Here is a 20,356-nt window from a genome sequence, read left to right on the forward strand (position 1 = left end):
ATCGGTATCCGTATGCGCGAGCGCGAGATTCCTATGCGCTGCGCAAGGGTGGCCATCATGATCCAGTACTGCGGTCGTGCAACGTGACTCGTCGGTAGGGTCGCCGGGTTTGCGCCGTGCCGCCCGATGCGCCTAAGCTCACGGCCCCGTCTGGATGCCCGATTCTGCGCCCTGTGAAAAAGATTCCCCGTATCGACGACCTCCAGGTCTTCGTCACCACCGCCTCGGCTGGCAGCTTTTCCGCCGCCGCCCGGCTGCTGGACATTTCCCCCGCCCTGGCCAGCGGCGCGGTGCAGCGCCTCGAAGGCAGCCTCGGCGCCCGCTTGTTCGTGCGCTCGACACGGCGCTTGCGCTTGTCCGAAGACGGCGAACGCTACCTGGGCCACGCGCGTCAGGCCTTGGATGCGCTGGGCAACGGCGAAGTGGCGCTCAACGAAGGCCGCAACGAAATCGCCGGTACCCTGCGCCTGTCCATGCCTTCGGATGTCGGCCGCAACCTGTTGCTGCCCTGGCTGGACGCTTTCCAGCAGGCGCACCCCAAGGTGCTGCTGCAATTGCACATCAGCGATCAGATGGCCGATCTGGTAGGGCAGCAACTGGACGCCAGCATCCGCTACGGGCAACTGGCCGACTCGGGGCTGGTGTCGCTGGCGTTGGCGCCCTGGAACCGCCGCACGGTGTGCGCTTCGCCCGACTACGTGGCGCGGCACGGGCGGCCGGACACGCTGCAAGACCTGGCTGCACACAATTGCTTGCGTTACGTGATGGGCGACCAGACCTACGAGCGCTGGTGCTTTCACCTGCCCAGCGGCGGCATGACCGTGCAGGTCACCGGCAACCGGGTCAGTGACGATGCCGATGTGGTACGGCGCTGGGGCGTGGCCGGGTTGGGCATCGTCTACAAATCGCGGCTGGACGTGCTGGATGACTTGCGTGACGGGCGTCTGATCGAGTTGTTTCCAGGCGAGCAGGGGCAACCGGCGCCTTTGCAACTGGTGTGCGCCCACCGCACCTCGCTCACGCCGGCCATGCAGGCGTTGCGGGCGTTTCTGGCGGAGCGGTTGGAGCTGTATTGGGCGGATGGGATGTGAACGGCACCCGGTGCTCGACTCCCCTATGCCTTATCAGCTGCATGGGGATCGAGCGCCGGGTGCTTCGGGTGAAACGGCTTCAGTCCATCTTCGCGGGTTTGGCGTCGATCTTCACGCGCAACAACTCATAGGGCTTGACGCGCTTGTCTTGCCCCTCGTTGAAATTCGCCGAGCGGTGCAGCTGGTTGGCGATGAAATACAGGTAGCCGTCCGGACCGATCGACAGAGTGTCCGGCCAGAGCATCCGCGCATCCTCGACCACCGTCTGCCAACGGCCGTCTGCCAGGCGTTTGCGAATGGCGTTGTGTTCGTAATCGCCTGCGTACACCGCGCCGTCGGCAGCCGCTTCGAGACCGTCCGAAGCGCCTTTCTCGCCCAGATCCACTACCGCCTGCTGCAACGCTGCGTCGCTGACCTGCGGATCGCGCAGCAGCTCGGTCGGCACCGCATACAGGTGTCGGCTGGACAAAGGGCAGAAGTACAAGGTCTTGCCGTCGCTGGACAACGCGACGCCATCGCTCGCTATCGCCAGCGACCCGGCTTCGCCCTTGGCATTGCGTGTGACCAGTGCAGGCTTGCCTTCGATCCTGGGCACGAAGGCCGGGTCGGCCGAAGTGGATTGAGCGCCTGACAGTCGGCGCGCTGCTTTTCCGCTGGCCAGATCCACCACGATGATGCCGCCAGGGCCGCTCACCGAAGAGTCGGTGATGTACGCCGTGCCTTCGGCGCCGACCCGGAAGTCGAAGCGCACATCGTTGACGTAGGTCGTGGGCAGTACGACCGCTTCGGGCAGCACGATCGTCTTCACTACCGCGTTCGAACGCAGGTCCATGGCGACCAGTTTCGCGCCGCCGCGGGTGGGCGCGGCGAACTTCGGCGCGGCGGTGTCCAACGCCCACACGCGGCCTTTGCTGTCGGCGACCACGCTTTGCACACTGATGAACGCGTCGGCCGGATGCTGCAGGTCGGGCGTATTGGTTTTCAGGTCGGGGTAGGGCACCAAGCGCCCATCGACGATTTCCGCGACCGTGTAGGGCACGTCATCGCCCCAGCGTGGGAAGTTGACGAAAATCCGGCCCTCTGGCGTGACCGTAACGCCCGTGGGCATCGCGCCTGTGAAGGCGTGCACCGGTTCCAGGCGAGGGCTGGACGTCTCGCCGGCAACCGCGCCGGCAGCGAACGAAACGGCCAGGGCCAGGCCTGCGGCTTTGAATAGCGTCTTCATGTTCGAATCCTTCACTGCGACCGATCGAATCCTTCCAACACGATCTTGCCCTTGGCCTTGCCGCTTTCCAGCAGGGCATGGGCACGCTTGAGGTTGCTCGCATCGATGGTGCCGAAATGCTCGCCCAGGGTGGTCTTAATCACGCCTTCGTCGATCAGGGCCGACACCCGCTCCAGCAGGCGATGCTGCTCGATCATGTCGTCGGTGTGGTACAGCGAGCGGGTGAACATCAGCTCCCAATGCACCGACAGCGATTTGCGCTTGAGCGGCATGATGTCGAGCTGCTCGGGGTCGTCGATCAGCGCCAGCTGGCCCTGCGGGCGCAGCACCTCGACGATCTGCGGCAGGTAGCTGCCGGTGTGGGTCAGGCTGATGACGTGGTCGATGGGGCCCAGCTGCAACCGCTCCAGTTGCGCCGCGAAAGGCTGGGTGTGGTCGATGACGTGGTGCGCGCCCAGTTGCTCGACCCAGGCCTGGGTTTCGGGGCGCGACGCCGTACCGATCACCGTCAGTTGGGTGAGCTGGCGGGCAAGCTGCACGAGGATCGAGCCCACGCCGCCGCCGGCGCCGATCACCAGCAGGGTCTGGCCCTGGCCGCCGTTTTCCTGCACGCCCAGGCGGTCGAACAGCAGTTCCCAGGCGGTGATGGAAGTCAGCGGCAGGGCAGCGGCACTGGCGTCGTCCAAACTACGCGGCTTGTGCCCGACGATGCGTTCGTCGACCAAATGGTATTCGCTGTAGCTGCCGGGGCGATCGATGGCGCCGGCGTAGAACACTTCGTCGCCCTGCTTGAACAGCGTGACCTCGGCCCCGACTTCGCGCACCACACCCACGGCGTCCCAGCCCAGCACTTGCGGCTGGTCGCTGGTGCTTCGGGCGCGCACCTTGGTATCGACCGGGTTCACGGCGATGGCCTTGATCTCCACCAGCAGGTCCCGCGCGCCGGGGGTGGGGGTGGGCAGGGTGTGGTCGTAGAGCGAGCGGGCGTGGTCGATGGGCAGGGCGGGGGTGTCGAATACGATGGCTTTCATGGGCAGGGGCCTCGGGTTAGGAAAGGTGACAGGCTAGGCGCGCTGCATCCGTTCGGAAACAGGCGTTTCGCCGGAAGACTTTCCGCGTTTCGTTGAAAGTCCCAGGGTTGGGTCGTGGCACGCACGCCGACGTTCAAGTGCGTCGATCGACTGCGCGTAGCAGGTTGCCCACCGCCAAGGCGGCGCCGACGAGCACGGCCAGCAAGCCGGTCAGTTCGAGCGCGGCGGGCCAGCGCCCTTCGAAACACAGGCCCAGCAGCGCCGCGAACAAGAACCGACATCGAGGTGCATGTGCTGACTTCGACGCGACCGCTTGCCGAATTCATCCACCATTTCGAAGTGGCGCTGCAAACCACCGGACGTGCCAGTGACCGTCATCGCCTGGCCTTCACGGCGGCCGATGAAGCGTTCCCCGGGTGCAGCCCGAGTTACCTTGGCAGCACCGCGCCGCTCATCCACGAGGCGCTGCGGTGCCGAGGCGCGAGGCGAGGTGCCGGGAGTGCTGGCCCGGTTGCAGCGTCAGTTGCTCATTGAACGTTAGCGTCGGCAAGGCGCCGAGAGGGCGACCAGCCGCCGCCGAGTGCCTTGTAGACCGCTATCGCTGCCCGTGCCGTTTCGACTTCGGCCATCACCCTGGCGTCTGAGGTCTGCAACAACTGGCGGTCGGCATTGAGCACGTCGATGAGACTGGCGACACCGTTTCGATAGGCCGCGAACGAGGCGTGTCTGGCCCGTTCGAGCGAGGCCTCGCCTTGAGCCAGGCGTTGGGCCTGGATCTGCCGATGGAGTGACGCCGACAGGGCGTTTTCGACCTCTTCGCTGGCAGTGAGTACCGACTGGCGGTAGTAGGCCAGGGCTTGCGTCTCGCGTCCTTTGGCGCGGTCGATCTCGGCATCGATACGGCCGAAGTCGAACAGTCGCCAGCGCAGCCCGAGAAACGCCGACGACTGCTGCGCGCCTGCGCTGAAAAAAGTGCCGCCCGAGGTGGACGCACTGCCGATCAACGCCCCCAGGGAGAACCTGGGGTAGTACTCGCTGATCGCGCTGCCGATCGCGGCATTGGCTGCCATCAGGCGGTGTTCGGCGGCGATCAGGTCTGGCCTGCGGCGAAGCAGCTCAGCGGGTGTGCCGATGTCCGTCAACCGCGGCGGGTGCGGAAGGGTCGGCGTGCTGGCCAGTTCGGCACGGTGCGTGCCAGGCGGGCTTGGGCTTGAGCCAGGTCGAGGTTGTGCGCCAGCGCCTGGGCGACGTACCGCGTGAGCAAAGGATCGGCAAATTCTTCCCACCACGTATCGAAGCGTACGGGTAGCGCCGCACTTCGGGGCTGCGACGCGACGCTGCCCAGATAACGATCGGCCAAGGCCACCGACGGCTGTTTATAATCGGGCCCGACCGTGCACCCTGGCAGGCCAACACTCAATACAAGCGCAATCGTTCTAAAGGGCGGCATGGGTCGTTCCCGTTGTGAAAAGTTGTGACCATATTATGTATTGGTCACAATCTGTCAATCTGTCGTTCAGCAAGGTACGCTCTGCCCATGACTACTCAGACTTCCTCCCCCTCCCAGCGCGGCCCGGCAGACCACGATGTTCGAGATCAGGTGATCCAGGCCGCGATGGAACATTTCGCCCATTACGGCTACGAAAAAACCACGGTTTCCGACTTGGCCAAGGCTATTGGTTTTTCCAAGGCGTACGTCTACAAATTCTTCGACTCCAAGCAGGCCATCGGTGAGGTGATCTGCGCCAACCGACTCGCGCTGATCACGCAGATCGTCAGCGAGGCTGTCGCCCAGGCCCCTACCGCTTCGGAGAAGATACGCCGCCTGTTCCGCGCCACCGCTGAGGCCGGTAGCGACCTGTTCTTCCACAATCGCAAGCTCTATGACATCGCGGCGGTCGCTTCGCGCGACCGCTGGCCGTCGGTCGAAGCCCACGAGTTGCGCATTCGCCAACTGATCCAGGCGATCGTGCTGGAAGGACGAGAGCAGGGCGCTTTCGAGCGCAAGACCCCGCTGGATGAGGCGACCCAAGCCATCTACCTCACCCTCAGGCCGTACGTGAACGCTGTGCAGTTGCAGTACAACCTCGATACGCTCGAAGAGGCGACGGTGCTGTTACCCGCACTGGTCTTGCGAAGCCTGGCGCCTTGAACGATTGTGACGATTGACAGTTTTGGTCACTAGAATAAGAATGGGATCTTCAATGGCTCCTTGAGTAAGCGATCCCATGCGCCTGCACTCCACCGCATTCGTCCTTTGCGTACTGCCCCTTTTCCTAGCGGCCTGCGGCGGCCCGTCCGCCGACAAAGACCCACGTGACAAACCGCCGTTGGTCAAGACGGCGACAGTCGAAGAGGGCGTCATCGCTGCCCGTTCGTTCACCGGCGTGGTAGTGGCCCGTACGCAGAGCGACCTGGGTTTCCGGGTCGCGGGCAAGGTCCTGGAGCGGCTGGTCGACACCGGCGAGCAAGTCAAGCGTGGGCAGCCTTTGCTGCGGCTCGACCCCGTGGACCTGAAACTCCAGGCCCGCGCACAGCAGGACAGCGTGGCGTCGGTTCGCGCGCGGGCTCGGCAGGCGACGGACGACGAAGCCCGCTACCGTGGCCTGGTCGCCGAGGGCGCCGTTTCCGCTTCGGCCTACGATCGGATCAAGGCCGCAGCCGACACCGCCAACGCCCAGTTGAGCGCCGCACAGGCCCAAGCCGACGTGGCGCGCAATGCCACGGACTATGCCGTGTTGCGCGCAGACGCCGATGGCGTGGTAATGGAAACCCTGGCCGAGCCAGGTCAGGTGGTCAGCGCCGGAGCGCCAGTGGTGCGTATAGCGCGTGCCGGGCAACGCGAAGCGCTGGTGCACTTGCCGGAAACCCTACGCCCTGAGCCAGGTTCGCAGGCCTTGGCCCGTCTTTATGGCGCTTCTGGCTCGGCGTTGCCGGCCAAGCTGCGTTTGCTTTCCCAAGCGGCCGATGCGACCACCCGCACGTTCGAGGCCCGCTACGTACTGACCGGGCACTTGGCCGATGCCCCGCTGGGCGCCACCATCACGGTGCAGATCGCCCAGCAGGCGGACAGCATCCCGGTGCGGCAGGTGCCTGTGTCGGCGCTGTCTGACCTTGGCAATGGCACTGGCGTGTGGGTCATGTCGGGCCAACCCACCACCGTGTCCTGGCGGCCGGTACGCGTGCTGGATGTCGGCGACGACGCCGCCCGCGTGGTCGGTGAGCTGAACGCCGGCGAGCACGTGGTCGCCTTGGGCGTGCACCTGCTGCGCGAGGGCGAAGAAGTGCGCAGTGCTCCTGCGCTGGCTACCCAGGCCGGGGAGCACCGGCCATGAGTGAGCAGCGTTTCAACCTCTCGGCCCTGGCGGTGCGCGAGCGCTCGATCACCTTGTTCCTGATCCTGCTGATCGCCTTTGCCGGCATGCTTGCGTTCTTTCAACTGGGGCGGGCGGAAGATCCACCTTTTACCGTCAAGCAACTGACCTTCATCGCGGCGTGGCCCGGCGCCACCGCCCAGCAGATGCAGGACCTGGTCGCAGAGCCCTTGGAAAAACGCATGCAGGAGCTGCGCGACTACGACCGCACGGAAACCTATACGCGACCAGGCCTGGCCTTCAGCGTGGTCTTTCTGCGCGACAGCACGCCGCCGGATCGTGTCCCGGAAGCGTTCTACCAGGCACGCAAAAAACTCAGCGACGAGGCCAGGACCTTGCCCGCCGGTGTCATCGGGCCGATGGTCAACGATGAGTTTTCGGACGTGACCTTTGCGATATATGCCTTGAAGGCCAAGGGTGAACCGCAACGTCAACTGGTGCGCGATGCCGAGGCGCTCCGCCAGCGCCTGCTGCACGTGCCGGGCGTGAAGAAGGTCAACATCCTGGGCGAGCAGGCCGAACGCATTTTCGTCTCGTTCTCCCATGACCGTCTGGCCACCCTTGGCGTAACGCCCCAGGCTATTTTCGCCGCGCTCGACGGCCAGAACGCCCTGACCCCCGCCGGCTCGATCGACACCCAGGGCCCGCAAGTGGTGATTCGTGTGGAAGGCGCCCTGGATCAGCTGGCCAAGATTCGCGAGACGCCGGTCGCCGCCAATGGCCGGGTGCTCAAGCTTTCGGACGTGGCCGAGGTGCGGCGTGGCTATGAAGACCCGGCCACGTTCCTCATTCGCAACGACGGCGAGCCGGCCCTGTTGCTCGGCATCGTCATGCGCGAAGGCTGGAATGGCCTGGACCTGGGCAAGGCGCTCGAGGCCGAGAGCGCCGACATCAACGCCGGTCTGCCACTGGGCATGACGCTCAGCAAAGTGACCGACCAGGCGGTGAACATCAGCGCCTCGGTCGACGAGTTCATGGTCAAGTTCTTCGTCGCGCTGCTGGTGGTGATGCTGGTGTGCTTCATCAGCATGGGCTGGCGGGTCGGGATCGTGGTGGCCGCAGCCGTACCCCTGACGCTGGCCATGGTCTTCGTGGTCATGGCGGCCACCGGCAAGAGTTTCGACCGCATCACGCTGGGTTCGCTGATCCTGGCTTTGGGCCTGCTGGTCGACGACGCGATCATCGCCATCGAAATGATGGTGGTGAAGATGGAGGAGGGCTACGACCGTCTCAAGGCATCGGCCTATGCCTGGAGCCATACGGCTGCGCCGATGCTGGCCGGTACCTTGGTCACCGCAATCGGCTTCATGCCCAACGGTTTCGCCCAATCCACGGCTGGCGAATACACCAGCAACATGTTCTGGATCGTAGGCATCGCATTGATCGCTTCCTGGATCGTCGCGGTGGCCTTCACCCCTTATCTGGGCGTGAAGCTGCTGCCGACCGTCGATACCGTCGAAGGTGGGCATGCGGCCCTCTACGACACCCGCCACTACAATCGTTTCCGTGCGCTGCTTGCGCGGGTCATCGCACGTAAATGGCTGGTGGTCGGCGGCGTGGTCGGCGCCTTCGTGGTCGCCGTGCTCGGCATGGGCCTGGTCAAGAAACAGTTTTTCCCCACTTCGGACCGACCGGAAGTGCTGGTGGAGTTGCAAATGCCCTACGGCACCTCCATCGAGCAGACCCACGCCGCCGCAGTGAAGGTCGAATCCTGGTTGCGTCAGCAAGAGGAAGCGAAGATCGTCACCGCTTATATCGGGCAGGGCCCACCGCGTTTCTTCCTGGCAATGGCGCCCGAACTGCCGGACCCTTCCTTCGCCAAGATCGTCGTGCTGACCGACAGCCAGGACGCACGCGACGCCCTCAAGCTGCGGTTGCGTGAGGCGGCTTCCGAAGGACTGGCGCCCGAAGCCCAGGTACGGGTGACGCAACTGGTCTTTGGCCCGTATTCGCCGTATCCCGTGGCCTACCGGGTGATGGGCCCCGATCCCACGCAACTGCGCCAGATCGCCGCGCGCGTCCAGGGCGTGCTGCAGGCCAGCCCGATGATGAAAACGGTAAACGGCGACTGGGGCCAACCTGTGCCGACCCTGCATTTCGCCTTGGACCAGGACCGTCTGCAAGCGGTTGGGTTGAGCTCTGCCGTAGTCGGTCAGCAGCTGCAGTTTCTGCTCTCCGGCGTACCGATCACCTCGGTGCGCGAAGGCATTCGCTCGGTCCAGGTGGTGGGCAGGGCAGCGGGCGACATCCGCCTGGACCCTTCGCAGATACGCGACTTCACCCTCGTCGGCGCCGCTGGCCAACGCATTTCGCTGTCGCAGGTCGGCAGCGTCGAGGTGCGCATGGAAGACCCTGTGTTGCGCCGTCGCGATCGCACGCCGACCATCACCGTGCGGGGCGACATCGCCGAAGGGCTGCAACCGCCGGACGTTTCCACGGCGCTGTGGGAGGAGCTGCAGCCGATCGTCGCAAGCCTGCCCACGGGCTATCGCATCGAAATGGCGGGCTCGATCGAGGAGTCGGCCAAGGCCAGTCAGGCCATCGTCCCGTTGCTGCCGATCATGATCGCATTGACGTTGCTGATCATCGTGCTGCAGGTGCGTTCGATGTCGGCGATGGTCATGGTATTCCTCACCTCGCCCTTGGGACTGATCGGCGTGGTGCCTGTGCTGTTGTTGTTCGGTCAGCCGTTTGGCATCAATGCCCTGGTCGGGTTGATCGCGCTATCGGGCATCCTGATGCGCAACACCCTGATCCTGATCGGCCAGATCCACCTCAACCAACGCGAAGGGCTGGCACCGTTCGAGGCCGTAGTGGAGGCCACGGTGCAGCGAGCACGGCCAGTGCTGTTGACGGCGCTGGCAGCGATCCTGGCGTTCATTCCGCTGACCCATTCGGTGTTCTGGGGCACGTTGGCCTACACGCTGATCGGTGGGACATTGGTGGGCACGGCCATCACGCTGGTGTTTCTTCCGGCGATGTATGCGATCTGGTTCAAGATCCGGCCGCAGGTGAAAGCCAAGGGTGCCCAAGCGTGACGGGCCGCCGTTTTCGAACGGTGCCACGCCCTGCTTGGCTTCGAACCGATTCGGGGTAAGGTAGTCGATACTTGCCGTCACCCGATCACCACCGGCACTGCCTTGAAGAGGTTCGACCCCATGACGACCGCCCACGCACCGCTCGCCAACGTGCTCGAAGCACTCGCCTGCCTGCTGGAAAGCGACGGCGACCAACACTGGAGCCGCTGGATGCGCACGGCACGGGCACGCCTGCTCGACGACGACCCCGACGCCATCCGCTACCTGCTGTCGGCCTACGGCGGCATGGGCTCGTTCAACGACCTAGTGTTGGGGCAGCGCTACGACAGCAACGGGTTTTCCTGGAAGCCGGGGTATGCCGAGCTGAACCAGCATTTCGATGAGCTGCGCGGTGAGGCGTACGACTTGGCGCAACGCATCCGACGCGCACGCGCACGGGCAGCGGGCGGAGATAGCCATTAGCCGTTCGATGCAAGGTCGGGCTCGAACCCGTATGCTCTCGGCGCCAATCAAAGGAGCCTTGCATGAACAAATTAGTCGTCCCCGCCGCCATCTTCGTAAGCGTCTTGGGCGTAGGCCAGGTGTGCGAGCACTACGGCATGAGCGCCAATTGGAAGATCGGCGTGCTGTGCATCGTGGCGCTGGTGGTGCAGATCGCGGTCAGTCGCTTTCAGCGCCGCCAGGGGCCTGGCCAGCACTGATCAAAACTCATCCTCGGACAGCCTCAGGCTCGCCGACTGACCGCTGGCGACCTTGTACAGGGTCACGGTGGTGATGTTGTATTCCGTGCCCCGCGTTGTGGTTTTCTCGGTCAGTTGCAGCGGCTGCGAGCGGGACAGTTCCCCCGAGTCCAAATCCCGATAACGCACGTCATAGCGACCGGGCGTGATGTGCTCGAGCGTGAATCGACCATGGGCCGGCACGAACACCTGCCGCGCCGTATGCGCGCCGTCGTCTTGCAGGGCGACGAGTTTGAGCAACACATCGGCCGTGTTGCGGCCGTTGTCGATGACGATCTGCGAATACCCCGTGCTCATCGCCTGCGGCTCGCCTGCGAGATAACCCGCAGCCGACGGCCAGGGCAGGCCGTTCGGCGCCGTGGTCGGGCGTACGTAGGCAGGCTTGGCGTCCAGGTTGCGCAAGGCGTCCCGGACCGCGTCGGGCCCCGGCATGCCTGTGGCGTCCGCTGCACGGGGCTGGGCAGAGGAGGGCGCCGGTTCGGAAAAGGAGAAGTAGCGCGACAAGGACGTATTCGCCACGCCCCAGGCGACGCCCGCCGCCACCAGCACCAACGCCGCCGCCTGTACGAAGAAGCGCGTGTGCAGGCGCCCCCAGCTGTTCTTCAACTGCTTGGCTTCGGCAGGCGCGCCCAATTGCCGAATCAAGGCTTCGAGGTTGTGCGTCAAACGCGTCTTCTCTTCACCCGCCGCGCCGCCTTTGCTCAAGGTGTTGGGAATCTTGCCGCAGTACGCCAGCGCATGCTGGGCCAGCGAGTGCGCCAGGTCCGCCCGGCCAATGGCGCGAAAGTAATAGGCCTGGTGGCCTAGCATGCGAGCGTTGTCCAGCGGCGGCTGGGTACCGCCGAGCAGGTTGGTGACCAAGGCCTGCAGCGAATACAGCGGCCCCCATGGAATGCTCCACCAGCCAAGCACCCAGGTAACGGCCGAGGCCTTGAGCGCCGCCTTGTGCGCGCATTCGCTGCAGAACACGCCGGCGATGGGCTTGCGTACGGTGACCAGCAGAAAACTTCTCACCGAAGGAAACACCAGCACCCGAGGCTGCGCGGAAATCTTCGCGCACCCGGCGCAGACGATCGGCGTCGGTACCGCAGGCGCCGTCTGTTCGCGACCGCCACCCTTGATCAGGTAAGCCTCGTATTTGGCCCGGGCCGCAGGGTCCGAAAGCACGGCATAGGCGTCGTTGAGGTGCTGGAACTGCTCGGTGGTGTCGTGGCCGGGATTGCGGTCGGGGTGCAGGTCCATGGCGCGGCGGCGGTAGGCGGCTTTGATCTGCGCTTCGGTGGCGCTTGGGAGCAGACCCAGTACCGAGTAATAACCCTTGGGGTCGGCTTTATCGGAGTGCATGAAGCGGTCCTTGTGGCGTCAGGAGTGAGCCGGTCACGTCGGTTTTGCCGGGCGGCCTTTTCATTGATCGACCCGATCCAAGGAACCTTGAGAGGCCCCGACGAGTGTTTGGCCAAGCCGCTTGGGTGTTCAGGGCAGATGTAAGTAAAGTTGTGAAAAATATGTCAAAAAGTTACACGAGCCATATTGCTGCTGCAAATGCCCAATGGCATGATTGCGAACCAATATCATTCGCAAGCTTGTAGGAGCTTTTGCCGTCCATGCGCAAACCCATTCCCCTGACCGTGTCGGCGCTGTCGCTGCTCACCCTCAGTCTCTTCAATCAGGCCCAGGCTGAGGACAGCACCCTGAACCTGCCGGCCACCACCATCGACACCACCTCGGTTGCGCAGGACGGCGCACCCACGGCGGGTTACCAGGGCAAGCCCAGCAGCACCACCACCCGCTTGAACCTCACCGCCAAGCAAACGCCGCAGGGCGTCACCGAGATCAAGCGCGAGCAACTGGACGACTTCAAGCTCAACAGCATCCGCGACGTGCTCACCAGCACGCCTGGGGTGAACGTGCAGAAGGTCGAGACCGACCGCACCTATTTCACCGCGCGTGGTTTCGACATCACCAACTTCCAGTACGACGGCATGGGCATGCCCCTGACCAACGGCCTGCTGGTGGGCGATTTCGACATGGCGCCTTACGAACAGGTAGACATCCTGCACGGCGCCAACGGCCTGATGACCGGCAACGGCAACCCCTCGGCCACCGTCAACTTCGTGCGCAAGCGCCCGACCTACGAACCCCAGGCCTCGGTGACCGTGGGCGCCGGTTCATGGGACAAGCGCCGTGTCGATCTCGACGTGTCCGGGCCGTTGACCGACAGCGGCAATGTGCGCGGGCGTTTGGTGTATGCCAACGAAACCGGGAATTCCTACCTGGATCGCTACTCCCGCGAGAAGAACATCTTCAGCGGCACCCTGGCCTTCGACCTGAGCGAGCGCGACACCCTCACCGTCGGCTATGAAGACCAGAAGACCAATGCCAACGGCGCCAGTTGGGGCGCGTTGCCCCTGGTCGACAGCAACGGCAATGCCATCCACTACAGCAGCCGCTCCAGCAACATCGCGCAGCCGTGGGTGTATTGGGACGTGCACACCATTCGCACCTTCGCCGAGTGGCAGCACCAGTTCGACAACGACTGGAAATCCACCGTCACCCTGACCGGTGTGGAGCATCGCGAGGATACCGAGATGCTCTATATCCTCAGCAGCGCCGCTGCCGAGACTGGCTATCAGGGCCTCTCGTCCAAATACAAGGACAAGAACCGCGAAGTGGACGGCGACGTCTCCTTCAGCGGCCCGATCAGCCTGGGCGGCCGCGAGCACCAGCTGACCTTCGGCGCCAACGTGGCGCGTACCCGCAACAAAGAAACATCGCTTTACGGCAAGGACTCGTACTACGTCCCCGTTTCGCTGGAAGACGCCCTGCACGGCAGCATCCCGCGCACGACCCATTGGAACGACGTCAGCGCAGCCAACACCTCCAACTACACCGACCGCCAGAAGAGCCTCTACGCCGGTGCGCGCTGGAGCCTGACCGACGACCTGCACCTGATCACCGGCGCACGCATGCTCAGCGCCGACAGCGACGGCGTCAGCTACGATGCCGCGCGGGATGTGCGCATCCACGGCAAGGTCACCCCCTACGCCGGCGTGGTCTACGACCTGACCCCGCAGTACGCGCTGTACGCCAGCTACACCGAAATCTTCAACCCGCAGTATTCGCTCAACCCGCAGGGCCAGGTGCTCGACCCGCTGGAAGGCAAGAGTTACGAAGCCGGCATCAAGGGCAGCCTGCTCGACGACAGGTTCGACTTCAGCGCCGCCGTGTTCCATACCCAGCAGGACAACGTCGCCAGCTATGCCGGTTACGACGCCAGCCTGGGCGGCTACCTGTACAACGCCGAGTCCTTCGACAGCGACGGCGTGGAGCTGGAAGCCTCCGGCGAGCTGGCCCCCGGCCTGCAAGTCAACGGTGGCTACACCTACGTGTACATCACCGACGACGACAACAGCCGTGGCCGCCGCTTCATTCCGCGCCATCAGTTCAATGGTTCGCTGACCTACCAGCTGCCCATGGCGCCGAAGGTCAAGGTGGGGGGCAACCTGACCTGGCAGAGCAAGATCGAGAACGACGACCTGCCGGCTGCCAACCAAGGCGCTTACGCGTTGCTGGGCTTGATGGGCAAGTACGACATCGACGAGCACTGGAGCACGCAGGTCAACCTGAACAACCTGACCGACCGCAAGTACCTGCAAAGCGTGCGCTATGCGCAGAGCAACTTCGGCGATCCGCGCAACGTGATGGCGTCGGTGACGTGGAAGTATTGAGCAAGGGCTGCCTGACAAGCTGCCTTGATCTTGGCGTGTTCGAGGAGCGAGCACTCGCTAGACACCACGTTTGACGCATTGACCAGGAAAGGCGCGTGCCCAGCTGATGCCGCTGGGCACGTTCTGCGATCTGCCAATGGTTTCTCATACTGTCACGCTGACGCCAATTGCCTCGCATCAATGACACGCACCGTCATTCGCGCGCCTTGAGCCACAACCCGAACGTCTTCATCACCGCGACCACCGGCTCCAGCCGTCTTCCGTCGGCGGTGAGTTCGTACTCGACCGTTACCGGTAGGGTCGCAAATACCGTTCGCTTGACCAGCCCCGCTTCTTCGACGGAACAGCCCGATAGGGGGCAGGCGCAATGGCTGACCAGCTACTACAAGGCCGATATCCACTTCGACGGCTTGCAGCATCTTCAGGCGTGGTACGAGCGGCTCAAAGCGCGCCCTGCGGTGTGTCGCGCGCTACGTGCGGAGGGGCTCGCTTGAACACATGCCCATCGCCTCGAAGCGCAGTGACGATAAAAAGGGGGATGACGTTCTCTTCATCGTGAGTGGCATCGCCCTGCCTCCTGTCATTCGCGCCGCTTGAGCACAGGCACTGCCTGGAGCCTGTACTCACGCGGCGAACGTGCCATGACGCGTTTGAAGGCATGGCTGAATGCACTGTCTGAGTCATAGCCCAGCTTTTGCGCGATGCGCGAGACCGAGGTGTCGGTGTTTTTCAGCCATCCCGCCGCCAACTGCATGCGCCAGCGCAACACGTAGGCCAACGGCGAGACGCCCGATTTCTGCTTGAAGCGCAGCGCGAAGGTGGAGCGGGAAAGGCCCGCGACCTCGGCCAGGCACTGCACTGTCCAGGCCCGCGCCGGATCGGCGTGAATCGCTTGAATGGTCGCGCCGATGCGCGGGTCGCTGAGTGCCGACAACCAGCTCGGCGCGCCATCGCCCATTTGGCTCGAATAGAGCCGCAGCACCTGCACCAGCATGATGTGCCCCAGGTGCCGGACCACGAGCGCACTGCCCAGCGAGGGCTCGATCATTTCCTGGGCGAGCCGTTGCAATGCCCAGTTCAGGACGGACGCTTGATCGGAGCCGCTTTTGACGAGGGCGACGCTGGGCAGGCCTTCCAGCAAGAGGCTCGCCTCGTCGCCAAAGGCGAAGCGCCCCCCGATCAGGAAAAAATCACGGGCAGTACCGCAACGGGCGATGCCATTGATGGCGTGTCGGTAGATCGTGTCCGAGTGCACGGCAGGTAACCCCAAGTCACTGCACAGGGAAAACGCTCGCCGATGCGGCAATAAAAAGCAGTCGCCTGCCACCAGGTGGAGGGGCGTTTCCATGCCTTCCACCTTCAGCCAGCAGGCGCCTTCGAGCACGGCGTTGAACTTGATGCCTTCAGGCGGCGGGAAATCGATCGCCCATTCGCCGCCCGCCTGCAGACCTGCGAAAAATGAGCTTTGTGTAGTAAGCAGTGCCAGGGTTTCGGACAGCGGATCTATAAGCACTTCGGACGATCTCGATAAAAACCAGGACTTTGCTGCATTCCCAGTCCCAAATCCAGTCGGGACAATGACGCCTCTGTTCCTTATGTCTTTTTCAGTCTATCGAGGATGCGTCATGGCCGACCCACAAACACCCATCGCTTCACCCTTCGATGCAGCAACCACGGCGGCGCAACTCGTCGAAGGACGCGATCTCTCCAATACCACCGCCCTGGTCACCGGCGGCCACTCCGGACTGGGCCTGGAGACCACCCGTGCGCTGGCCTGCGCGGGCGCGCGGGTGGTCGTTGCGGCGCGCGATGTCGCCGCCGCGCGTGCCCGAACCGCTGGCATCGCTGACGTGGAAGTGGCGCGGTTGGACCTGGCCGATCTGGCCAGCGTGCATGCCTTCGCCGAGCGCTTCCTGGCAAGGCATCGGCGTCTCGATCTTTTGATCGCCAGTGCGGGAATCATGGCGTGCCCTGAAACCCGTGTAGGGCAGGGGTGGGAGGCGCAGTTCGCCACCAATCACCTCGGGCACTTCGCCTTGGTGAACCTGCTGTGGCCGGCACTCAAGGGCGGGGCCAGGGTGGTGGTCGTTTCCTCGGCGGGGCACCATGCATCGCCCATCCGCTGGAGCGATGTGCACTTCTCGCACGGCTATGACAAATGGCTGGCCTATGGGCAGTCTAAAACCGCCAACGCGTTGTTCGCCGTGCATCTCGACCGGTTGGGTCGGCACGAAGACGTGCGCGCCTTCTCGCTGCATCCCGGCAAGATCCTTACGCCTTTGCAGCGCCATCTACCGCAGGCGGAGATGATCGCCGCAGGCTGGCTCGATGCGCGTGGCGAATTGGCCGACCCGACGTTCAAGACACCGCAGCAGGGCGCGGCGACACAGGTCTGGGCTGCGCTGTCTGAACAGTTGGGAGGAAAGGGCGGTTTGTATTGTGAGGACTGCGACGTTGCCACCTTGGCCTTGGACGAGTCGCCTACCTATGTAGGTGTGCGGCCCTATGCCATCGATCCCGAACAGGCAGAACGGCTTTGGGCTCTGTCAGGTCAACTCACCGGCCTTGGTGGCTGCCTTTGACGGCACTCCACACAGGCGCGCAAAGGAAATGCCCAAGTTTCGCAATGCGACACTTGGGCATTCATGCCGAGCGCTGTGCATGGCGCTCGGCGATGGGCGTGGCTACCCGCGCTTCAGCGGCGCAGCAGACGGCCCAGTACGACCAGGGCCACGGCGCCGATGGCGGCGGCAGCGACTGGCTTTTCCTTGGCGAAGGTCGACACACAGTTCAGTGCGTCGCCATAGCTCTTGGTCAGCTGACCGGACGCTTCACGGCCTGCGCCTTCGGCTTCCAGCTTCGAGTCGCCGAAGATTTTCCCGGCTACGTTTTGCGCCTTGCCCGCTACTTTCTCTACAACGCCTTCGACCTGTTCGCTTTTCATAATTCACTCAACCTTGACTGTGTAAGTGGACGACCCGGGATTGGCCCGGGCTTGAGATAAGCTGCACAGTCTTAGGGGGAGAGGGCTGATGCTTAGTTCAACATTTTTGCAGATGGGTCCATTGCATGAAGCTGCGATCCGTCTCGCTCATGGCCGGCGTTTGCCGACCGCTCGCTCGGGCACCAGACCGTGTCGTTCCCGATAGGCCTGGATTTGATCGGCGTCCACGTCTTTTCGGTAGCACAGCGTGTCATAACCCCCCGCGCGGCTATAGGCGCTGCGTCGGCCACATTGGCTACCATTGCGGGCGCGGTTGTACGGGCAGGCACAAGGGCCAGGGTAGCCGGCGATCGATTCATCGATGAGCCGCTGGGCAATTTGCTCGTCGCTGACGGCGCCTTGCAGGGCAAGCGTTGGCGTCGCCACCGCAGCCAGAGAGAACGCAATGCAAAGAAAGAAGGTGCGCATGAGTATCGTCCGTGAGTGCGTCGTTCCTCTATCGGCACGGTCCGCAGGCACTTTAACAAGGCCATCGTAGATCGTATCGGCGGGCCACTGGACCTGCGGCCAGGGTTCGAAAAAACCGCTGTCGATCATGGCGCAGTGACACGCTCGCCTGCATACTTCGCCGACTTTGCATTTACTGGCGCGCCGGTGGGGTGCAGCACCGCCAGGCTTTTGAAGGAAGCGCACGATCGTGGCGACCGACTGTTCGTTCGAAGACAAGACATTACTGATCGCAGCGCCGGACAAGGGCGATGGCGTCAGTCTCAGCGCGCTATTGGGCGAGACCTACTCGGTGCACGTTCATCGCAACGTGCAGAGCCTTTCGACGGCATTGGATGAATCCACCGGGGTCGTGATCCTCACCGAAGAAAGCCTGTCGGGTGGGCTGCTCGGTTTTGGTCGGGCGCTGGAGTCGCAACCTGCCTGGTCGGAAATCCCCATCATTCTGCTCGCTTCGAACGACGCAGGGGCAAAACGGGGCGCAGACACGGCCCGGCACAAGCTGCCCAAATCGGCAGGACACGTGGTCGTTCTGGAACGTCCCCTGAGTGCGGCCTCATTGTTGAGCGCGACCGCAGCGGCCTGGCGCTTCCGCCTGCGCCAGTTCGAAATGCGCGACAACGTCGCACAACTGGCCGAAGAGCGCAGCCGGTTGAACATCCTGCTAGAAAACATTCCGGTCGGCGTGTGCTTCATGGACACCGAAGGCGCGGCATTGGTCAGCAATCCGCTGTATCGCCAGTACGTGCCCAGCGGCACCATGCCTTCCAGGCAGCCCGAGGAAGTGTCGCGCTGGGTGGGCCTCGACGCGCAGGGCCACCGCCTGGAACCTCACCAGTATCCCGGTGCCAGGGCGTTGAGGGGCGAGGCCGTCAGCGGTTTGGACTTCTACCATCATCAGGCGAACGGGCAGCAATCGTGGCGCCGCGTCAGTGCCGTGCCGCTGTACGACGAAGGCCGCAGCATCATCGGTGCTGCCACCGTCATTGTCGACATCGACAAGGAAAAACAGGCCGCCCTGACACTGCGCCGCTTCAACGAGGAACTGGAAATCCAGGTTGCGGCGCGCACGCGCGAGTTGAACGCCGCCGTCGAGCAATTGAAAGCCGAAAGCGAAGAGCGCGCCCGCGCCGAAGAGCAGTTGCGCCAGTCCTTGAAAATGGAAGCCGTCGGCCAATTGACCGGCGGCATCGCACACGATTTCAACAATATGCTCACTGGCGTGATCAGCGCGCTCGACCTCATGAAGCTGCGGATGACGAAAGGCCAGTTCGAAGGCTCCGAGCGATTCATGGATGCTGCGCTGGCCTCGGCGCGCCGTGCGGCGTCGTTGACCCACCGGCTGCTGGCGTTCTCGCGTCGGCAGTCGCTGGATGCGAAGCCGATTTCGGTCAACCAGCTGCTGCAAGCGCTGGCCGATCTGTTGCAGCACACCGTCACCGAAAACATTGCCCTGAGGCTGGACCTGAGCCCCCATAACCCGTGGATTTTCGCCGACGCCAACCAGTTGGAAAATGCGGTGCTCAACCTGGTGCTCAATGCGCGAGACGCCATGCCCGAGGGCGGTGATCTGACCCTGTCGACCTGCGTGGAGGAGGGGCAGTCAGCCGACGCTGCCCGGCATGTGTGCATACGGGTGCGCGATAGCGGGCAGGGCATCGCCAAGGATCACCTCGACAAGGTCACCGAGCCGTTCTTCACCACCAAACCCATCGGCGAGGGTACTGGGCTAGGGCTTTCGATGGTCTATGGCTTCGCCAATCAGAGCAATGGCCGGTTGGTGATCGACAGCACGGTCGGAGCTGGCACCACGGTGTCCATCTGCCTGCCCGAGCATGGCAGCATCGAAGCGCAACCCCCCGTTGCGCTCGCCGAAACCACCACAGGGCAGGGTCAGCTCATCTTGCTCGTCGAAGACGACGATTCGGTACGCCTGATCAACCAGGAAGTGCTCGAGACCCTGGGCTACCGTGTGCGCACGGCCTGCGACGGGGAACAGGCGTTGAAATTGTTCAATGAGTTGAAACGGGTCGATCTGTTGCTGACGGATGTCGGTCTGCCGGGCATGAACGGCAGGCAGTTGGCGGAAATGCTTCAGCAGTCCCAGCCGCGCTTGCCGGTGTTGTTTCTGACCGGGTATGCGCAGGGCGCAATGGCGCAGGCGGATTTTCTCGGGCCTTGCATGCGCTTGTTGACCAAGCCGTATACGTTGGAGCAGTTGGCGGGGAGTGTGGCGCGGATGCTGGATGAGCGAGGGCCGCTCGGTCTGGGCACGTTCGTGGATGCAACGTCGACCGAGCGAATGGCGTAAAAGCGTCCGCCTGGCCGTTACCCGTGCGGCCAGCCCCGTGGTTCGAGCCACCAACAGCATTTGAGCATTCAGGCGTTGGCGCGGCTCATCGGGGTGACCGAGAAGCAGTTGACCAAGTCCTTCGTGCAGAACCTCAAGGTGACGCCCTCGGCGTTCTGGCGGGAGTTGCGGCTGGACCATACGCATTGGCTGGTGCAGAACACGGACAGGTCCGTGGCACAGATCGCGTACGAGTGCGGGTTTGCGGACAGTACGCATTTTTGCAAGAGCTTCAAGAAGCGCTTCGCGATTTCGCCGGCGCGGTTGAGGAAGCAGCATAAGGCGATGGGATGTGTCTGAGCGCGCCATGCCCGCACGTCCTTGGTTT

At 63.7% G+C, this 20,356-nt stretch carries 18 protein-coding genes and 1 pseudogene; 10 read left to right on the forward strand and 9 right to left on the reverse strand.

Annotated elements, in window-relative coordinates:
- Nucleotides 1-182: 182 nt before the first annotated feature.
- On the forward strand, nucleotides 183-1,091 hold the full coding sequence (locus AA0Z93_RS14205; protein WP_413048432.1) for a LysR substrate-binding domain-containing protein: 909 nt from the start codon (nucleotides 183-185) through the stop codon (nucleotides 1,089-1,091).
- A gap of 79 nt (nucleotides 1,092-1,170) precedes the next feature.
- Here AA0Z93_RS14205 and AA0Z93_RS14210 read toward each other — a convergent pair whose 3' ends face one another.
- The 4 genes and pseudogenes from AA0Z93_RS14210 to AA0Z93_RS14225 all read right to left on the reverse strand — a co-directional run bounded on the left by AA0Z93_RS14210 (nucleotide 1,171) and on the right by AA0Z93_RS14225 (nucleotide 4,797).
- Nucleotides 1,171-2,316, reverse strand: coding sequence for an L-dopachrome tautomerase-related protein (locus AA0Z93_RS14210; RefSeq protein WP_413048252.1), 1,146 nt, complete (start codon nucleotides 2,314-2,316; stop codon nucleotides 1,171-1,173).
- An 11-nt stretch (nucleotides 2,317-2,327) separates the two neighbouring features.
- A complete protein-coding gene (locus AA0Z93_RS14215; protein WP_413048251.1) occupies nucleotides 2,328-3,347 on the reverse strand; it encodes a zinc-binding alcohol dehydrogenase family protein in 1,020 nt (339 codons plus the stop codon).
- 133 nt (nucleotides 3,348-3,480) lie between these two features.
- Nucleotides 3,481-3,618 carry a hypothetical protein gene (locus tag AA0Z93_RS14220; protein WP_413048250.1) on the reverse strand — a complete coding sequence of 46 codons (138 nt, stop codon included), beginning with the start codon at nucleotides 3,616-3,618 and terminating at the stop codon, nucleotides 3,481-3,483.
- Between the two features lie 256 nt (nucleotides 3,619-3,874).
- Nucleotides 3,875-4,797, reverse strand: a pseudogene (locus AA0Z93_RS14225) (TolC family protein).
- Nucleotides 4,798-4,884: 87 nt separating this feature from the next.
- Here AA0Z93_RS14225 and AA0Z93_RS14230 point away from each other — a divergent pair.
- The 5 genes from AA0Z93_RS14230 (at nucleotide 4,885) to AA0Z93_RS14250 (ending at nucleotide 10,460) form a co-directional block, all read left to right on the forward strand.
- Nucleotides 4,885-5,499, forward strand: a complete 615-nt coding sequence (locus tag AA0Z93_RS14230) for a TetR/AcrR family transcriptional regulator (protein WP_413048249.1) — start codon at nucleotides 4,885-4,887, stop codon at nucleotides 5,497-5,499.
- Between the two features lie 76 nt (nucleotides 5,500-5,575).
- Nucleotides 5,576-6,682, forward strand: a complete 1,107-nt coding sequence (locus AA0Z93_RS14235; RefSeq protein WP_413048248.1) for an efflux RND transporter periplasmic adaptor subunit — start codon at nucleotides 5,576-5,578, stop codon at nucleotides 6,680-6,682.
- Complete coding sequence (locus AA0Z93_RS14240; RefSeq protein ID WP_413048247.1) at nucleotides 6,679-9,759, forward strand: efflux RND transporter permease subunit; 3,081 nt, start codon at nucleotides 6,679-6,681, stop codon at nucleotides 9,757-9,759. The genes AA0Z93_RS14235 and AA0Z93_RS14240 overlap by 4 nt, the downstream gene beginning before the upstream one ends.
- A 120-nt stretch (nucleotides 9,760-9,879) precedes the next feature.
- Nucleotides 9,880-10,221, forward strand: coding sequence for a DUF6966 domain-containing protein (locus AA0Z93_RS14245; protein WP_413048246.1), 342 nt, complete (start codon nucleotides 9,880-9,882; stop codon nucleotides 10,219-10,221).
- Nucleotides 10,222-10,283: 62 nt separating this feature from the next.
- Nucleotides 10,284-10,460 (forward strand): hypothetical protein, encoded by a 177-nt coding sequence (locus AA0Z93_RS14250; RefSeq protein ID WP_413048245.1) that lies wholly within the window; start codon nucleotides 10,284-10,286, stop codon nucleotides 10,458-10,460.
- Here the strand turns inward: AA0Z93_RS14250 and AA0Z93_RS14255 are convergent, their stop codons facing one another.
- Complete coding sequence (locus tag AA0Z93_RS14255) at nucleotides 10,461-11,843, reverse strand: J domain-containing protein (protein ID WP_413048244.1); 1,383 nt, start codon at nucleotides 11,841-11,843, stop codon at nucleotides 10,461-10,463. It lies immediately after the preceding gene.
- A 260-nt stretch (nucleotides 11,844-12,103) separates the two neighbouring features.
- Between AA0Z93_RS14255 and AA0Z93_RS14260 the strand changes: the two genes are divergently transcribed.
- Nucleotides 12,104-14,227 (forward strand): TonB-dependent siderophore receptor, encoded by a 2,124-nt coding sequence (locus tag AA0Z93_RS14260; protein WP_413048243.1) that lies wholly within the window; start codon nucleotides 12,104-12,106, stop codon nucleotides 14,225-14,227.
- 193 nt (nucleotides 14,228-14,420) lie between these two features.
- On the opposite strand, the gene AA0Z93_RS14265 is transcribed toward AA0Z93_RS14260, so the two are convergent.
- Nucleotides 14,421-14,606: a winged helix-turn-helix transcriptional regulator gene (locus AA0Z93_RS14265; protein ID WP_413398592.1), complete on the reverse strand. Its 186-nt coding sequence runs from the start codon at nucleotides 14,604-14,606 to the stop codon at nucleotides 14,421-14,423.
- A gap of 201 nt (nucleotides 14,607-14,807) precedes the next feature.
- Nucleotides 14,808-15,734, reverse strand: coding sequence for an AraC family transcriptional regulator (locus AA0Z93_RS14270; RefSeq protein WP_413048430.1), 927 nt, complete (start codon nucleotides 15,732-15,734; stop codon nucleotides 14,808-14,810).
- Nucleotides 15,735-15,852: 118 nt separating this feature from the next.
- Here AA0Z93_RS14270 and AA0Z93_RS14275 point away from each other — a divergent pair, with 118 nt between their 5' ends.
- Complete coding sequence (locus AA0Z93_RS14275; protein WP_413048242.1) at nucleotides 15,853-16,809, forward strand: SDR family NAD(P)-dependent oxidoreductase; 957 nt, start codon at nucleotides 15,853-15,855, stop codon at nucleotides 16,807-16,809.
- 113 nt (nucleotides 16,810-16,922) lie between these two features.
- Here AA0Z93_RS14275 and AA0Z93_RS14280 read toward each other — a convergent pair whose 3' ends face one another.
- On the reverse strand, nucleotides 16,923-17,171 hold the full coding sequence (locus AA0Z93_RS14280; protein WP_296268925.1) for a CsbD family protein: 249 nt from the start codon (nucleotides 17,169-17,171) through the stop codon (nucleotides 16,923-16,925).
- Nucleotides 17,172-17,318: 147 nt separating this feature from the next.
- Nucleotides 17,319-17,639 carry a hypothetical protein gene (locus AA0Z93_RS14285; protein ID WP_413048241.1) on the reverse strand — a complete coding sequence of 107 codons (321 nt, stop codon included), beginning with the start codon at nucleotides 17,637-17,639 and terminating at the stop codon, nucleotides 17,319-17,321.
- Nucleotides 17,640-17,868: 229 nt separating this feature from the next.
- On the opposite strand from AA0Z93_RS14285, the gene AA0Z93_RS14290 reads away from it, so the two are divergent.
- On the forward strand, nucleotides 17,869-19,989 hold the full coding sequence (locus tag AA0Z93_RS14290) for a response regulator (RefSeq protein ID WP_413048240.1): 2,121 nt from the start codon (nucleotides 17,869-17,871) through the stop codon (nucleotides 19,987-19,989).
- Nucleotides 19,990-20,049: 60 nt separating this feature from the next.
- Nucleotides 20,050-20,328 carry a helix-turn-helix domain-containing protein gene (locus tag AA0Z93_RS14295; RefSeq protein ID WP_413048239.1) on the forward strand — a complete coding sequence of 93 codons (279 nt, stop codon included), beginning with the start codon at nucleotides 20,050-20,052 and terminating at the stop codon, nucleotides 20,326-20,328.
- Nucleotides 20,329-20,356 lie beyond the last annotated feature (28 nt).

Origin of the sequence: Pseudomonas phoenicis, assembly GCF_047302395.1 — a bacterium.
Lineage (GTDB): Bacteria > Pseudomonadota > Gammaproteobacteria > Pseudomonadales > Pseudomonadaceae > Aquipseudomonas.

What these genes read in the sequence shown, in the direction of transcription:
- AA0Z93_RS14255 (WP_413048244.1), bottom strand. Translation starts at nt 11,843, where the DNA reads ATGCACTCCGATAAAGCCGACCCCAAGGGTTATTACTCGGTACTGGGT.
- AA0Z93_RS14250 (WP_413048245.1), top strand. Translation starts at nt 10,284, where the DNA reads ATGAACAAATTAGTCGTCCCCGCCGCCATCTTCGTAAGCGTCTTGGGC.
- AA0Z93_RS14280 (WP_296268925.1), bottom strand. Translation starts at nt 17,171, where the DNA reads ATGAAAAGCGAACAGGTCGAAGGCGTTGTAGAGAAAGTAGCGGGCAAG.
- AA0Z93_RS14285 (WP_413048241.1), bottom strand. Translation starts at nt 17,639, where the DNA reads ATGCGCACCTTCTTTCTTTGCATTGCGTTCTCTCTGGCTGCGGTGGCG.
- AA0Z93_RS14210 (WP_413048252.1), bottom strand. Translation starts at nt 2,316, where the DNA reads ATGAAGACGCTATTCAAAGCCGCAGGCCTGGCCCTGGCCGTTTCGTTC.
- AA0Z93_RS14275 (WP_413048242.1), top strand. Translation starts at nt 15,853, where the DNA reads ATGGCCGACCCACAAACACCCATCGCTTCACCCTTCGATGCAGCAACC.
- AA0Z93_RS14260 (WP_413048243.1), top strand. Translation starts at nt 12,104, where the DNA reads ATGCGCAAACCCATTCCCCTGACCGTGTCGGCGCTGTCGCTGCTCACC.
- AA0Z93_RS14235 (WP_413048248.1), top strand. Translation starts at nt 5,576, where the DNA reads ATGCGCCTGCACTCCACCGCATTCGTCCTTTGCGTACTGCCCCTTTTC.
- AA0Z93_RS14240 (WP_413048247.1), top strand. Translation starts at nt 6,679, where the DNA reads ATGAGTGAGCAGCGTTTCAACCTCTCGGCCCTGGCGGTGCGCGAGCGC.
- AA0Z93_RS14245 (WP_413048246.1), top strand. Translation starts at nt 9,880, where the DNA reads ATGACGACCGCCCACGCACCGCTCGCCAACGTGCTCGAAGCACTCGCC.
- AA0Z93_RS14215 (WP_413048251.1), bottom strand. Translation starts at nt 3,347, where the DNA reads ATGAAAGCCATCGTATTCGACACCCCCGCCCTGCCCATCGACCACGCC.
- AA0Z93_RS14230 (WP_413048249.1), top strand. Translation starts at nt 4,885, where the DNA reads ATGACTACTCAGACTTCCTCCCCCTCCCAGCGCGGCCCGGCAGACCAC.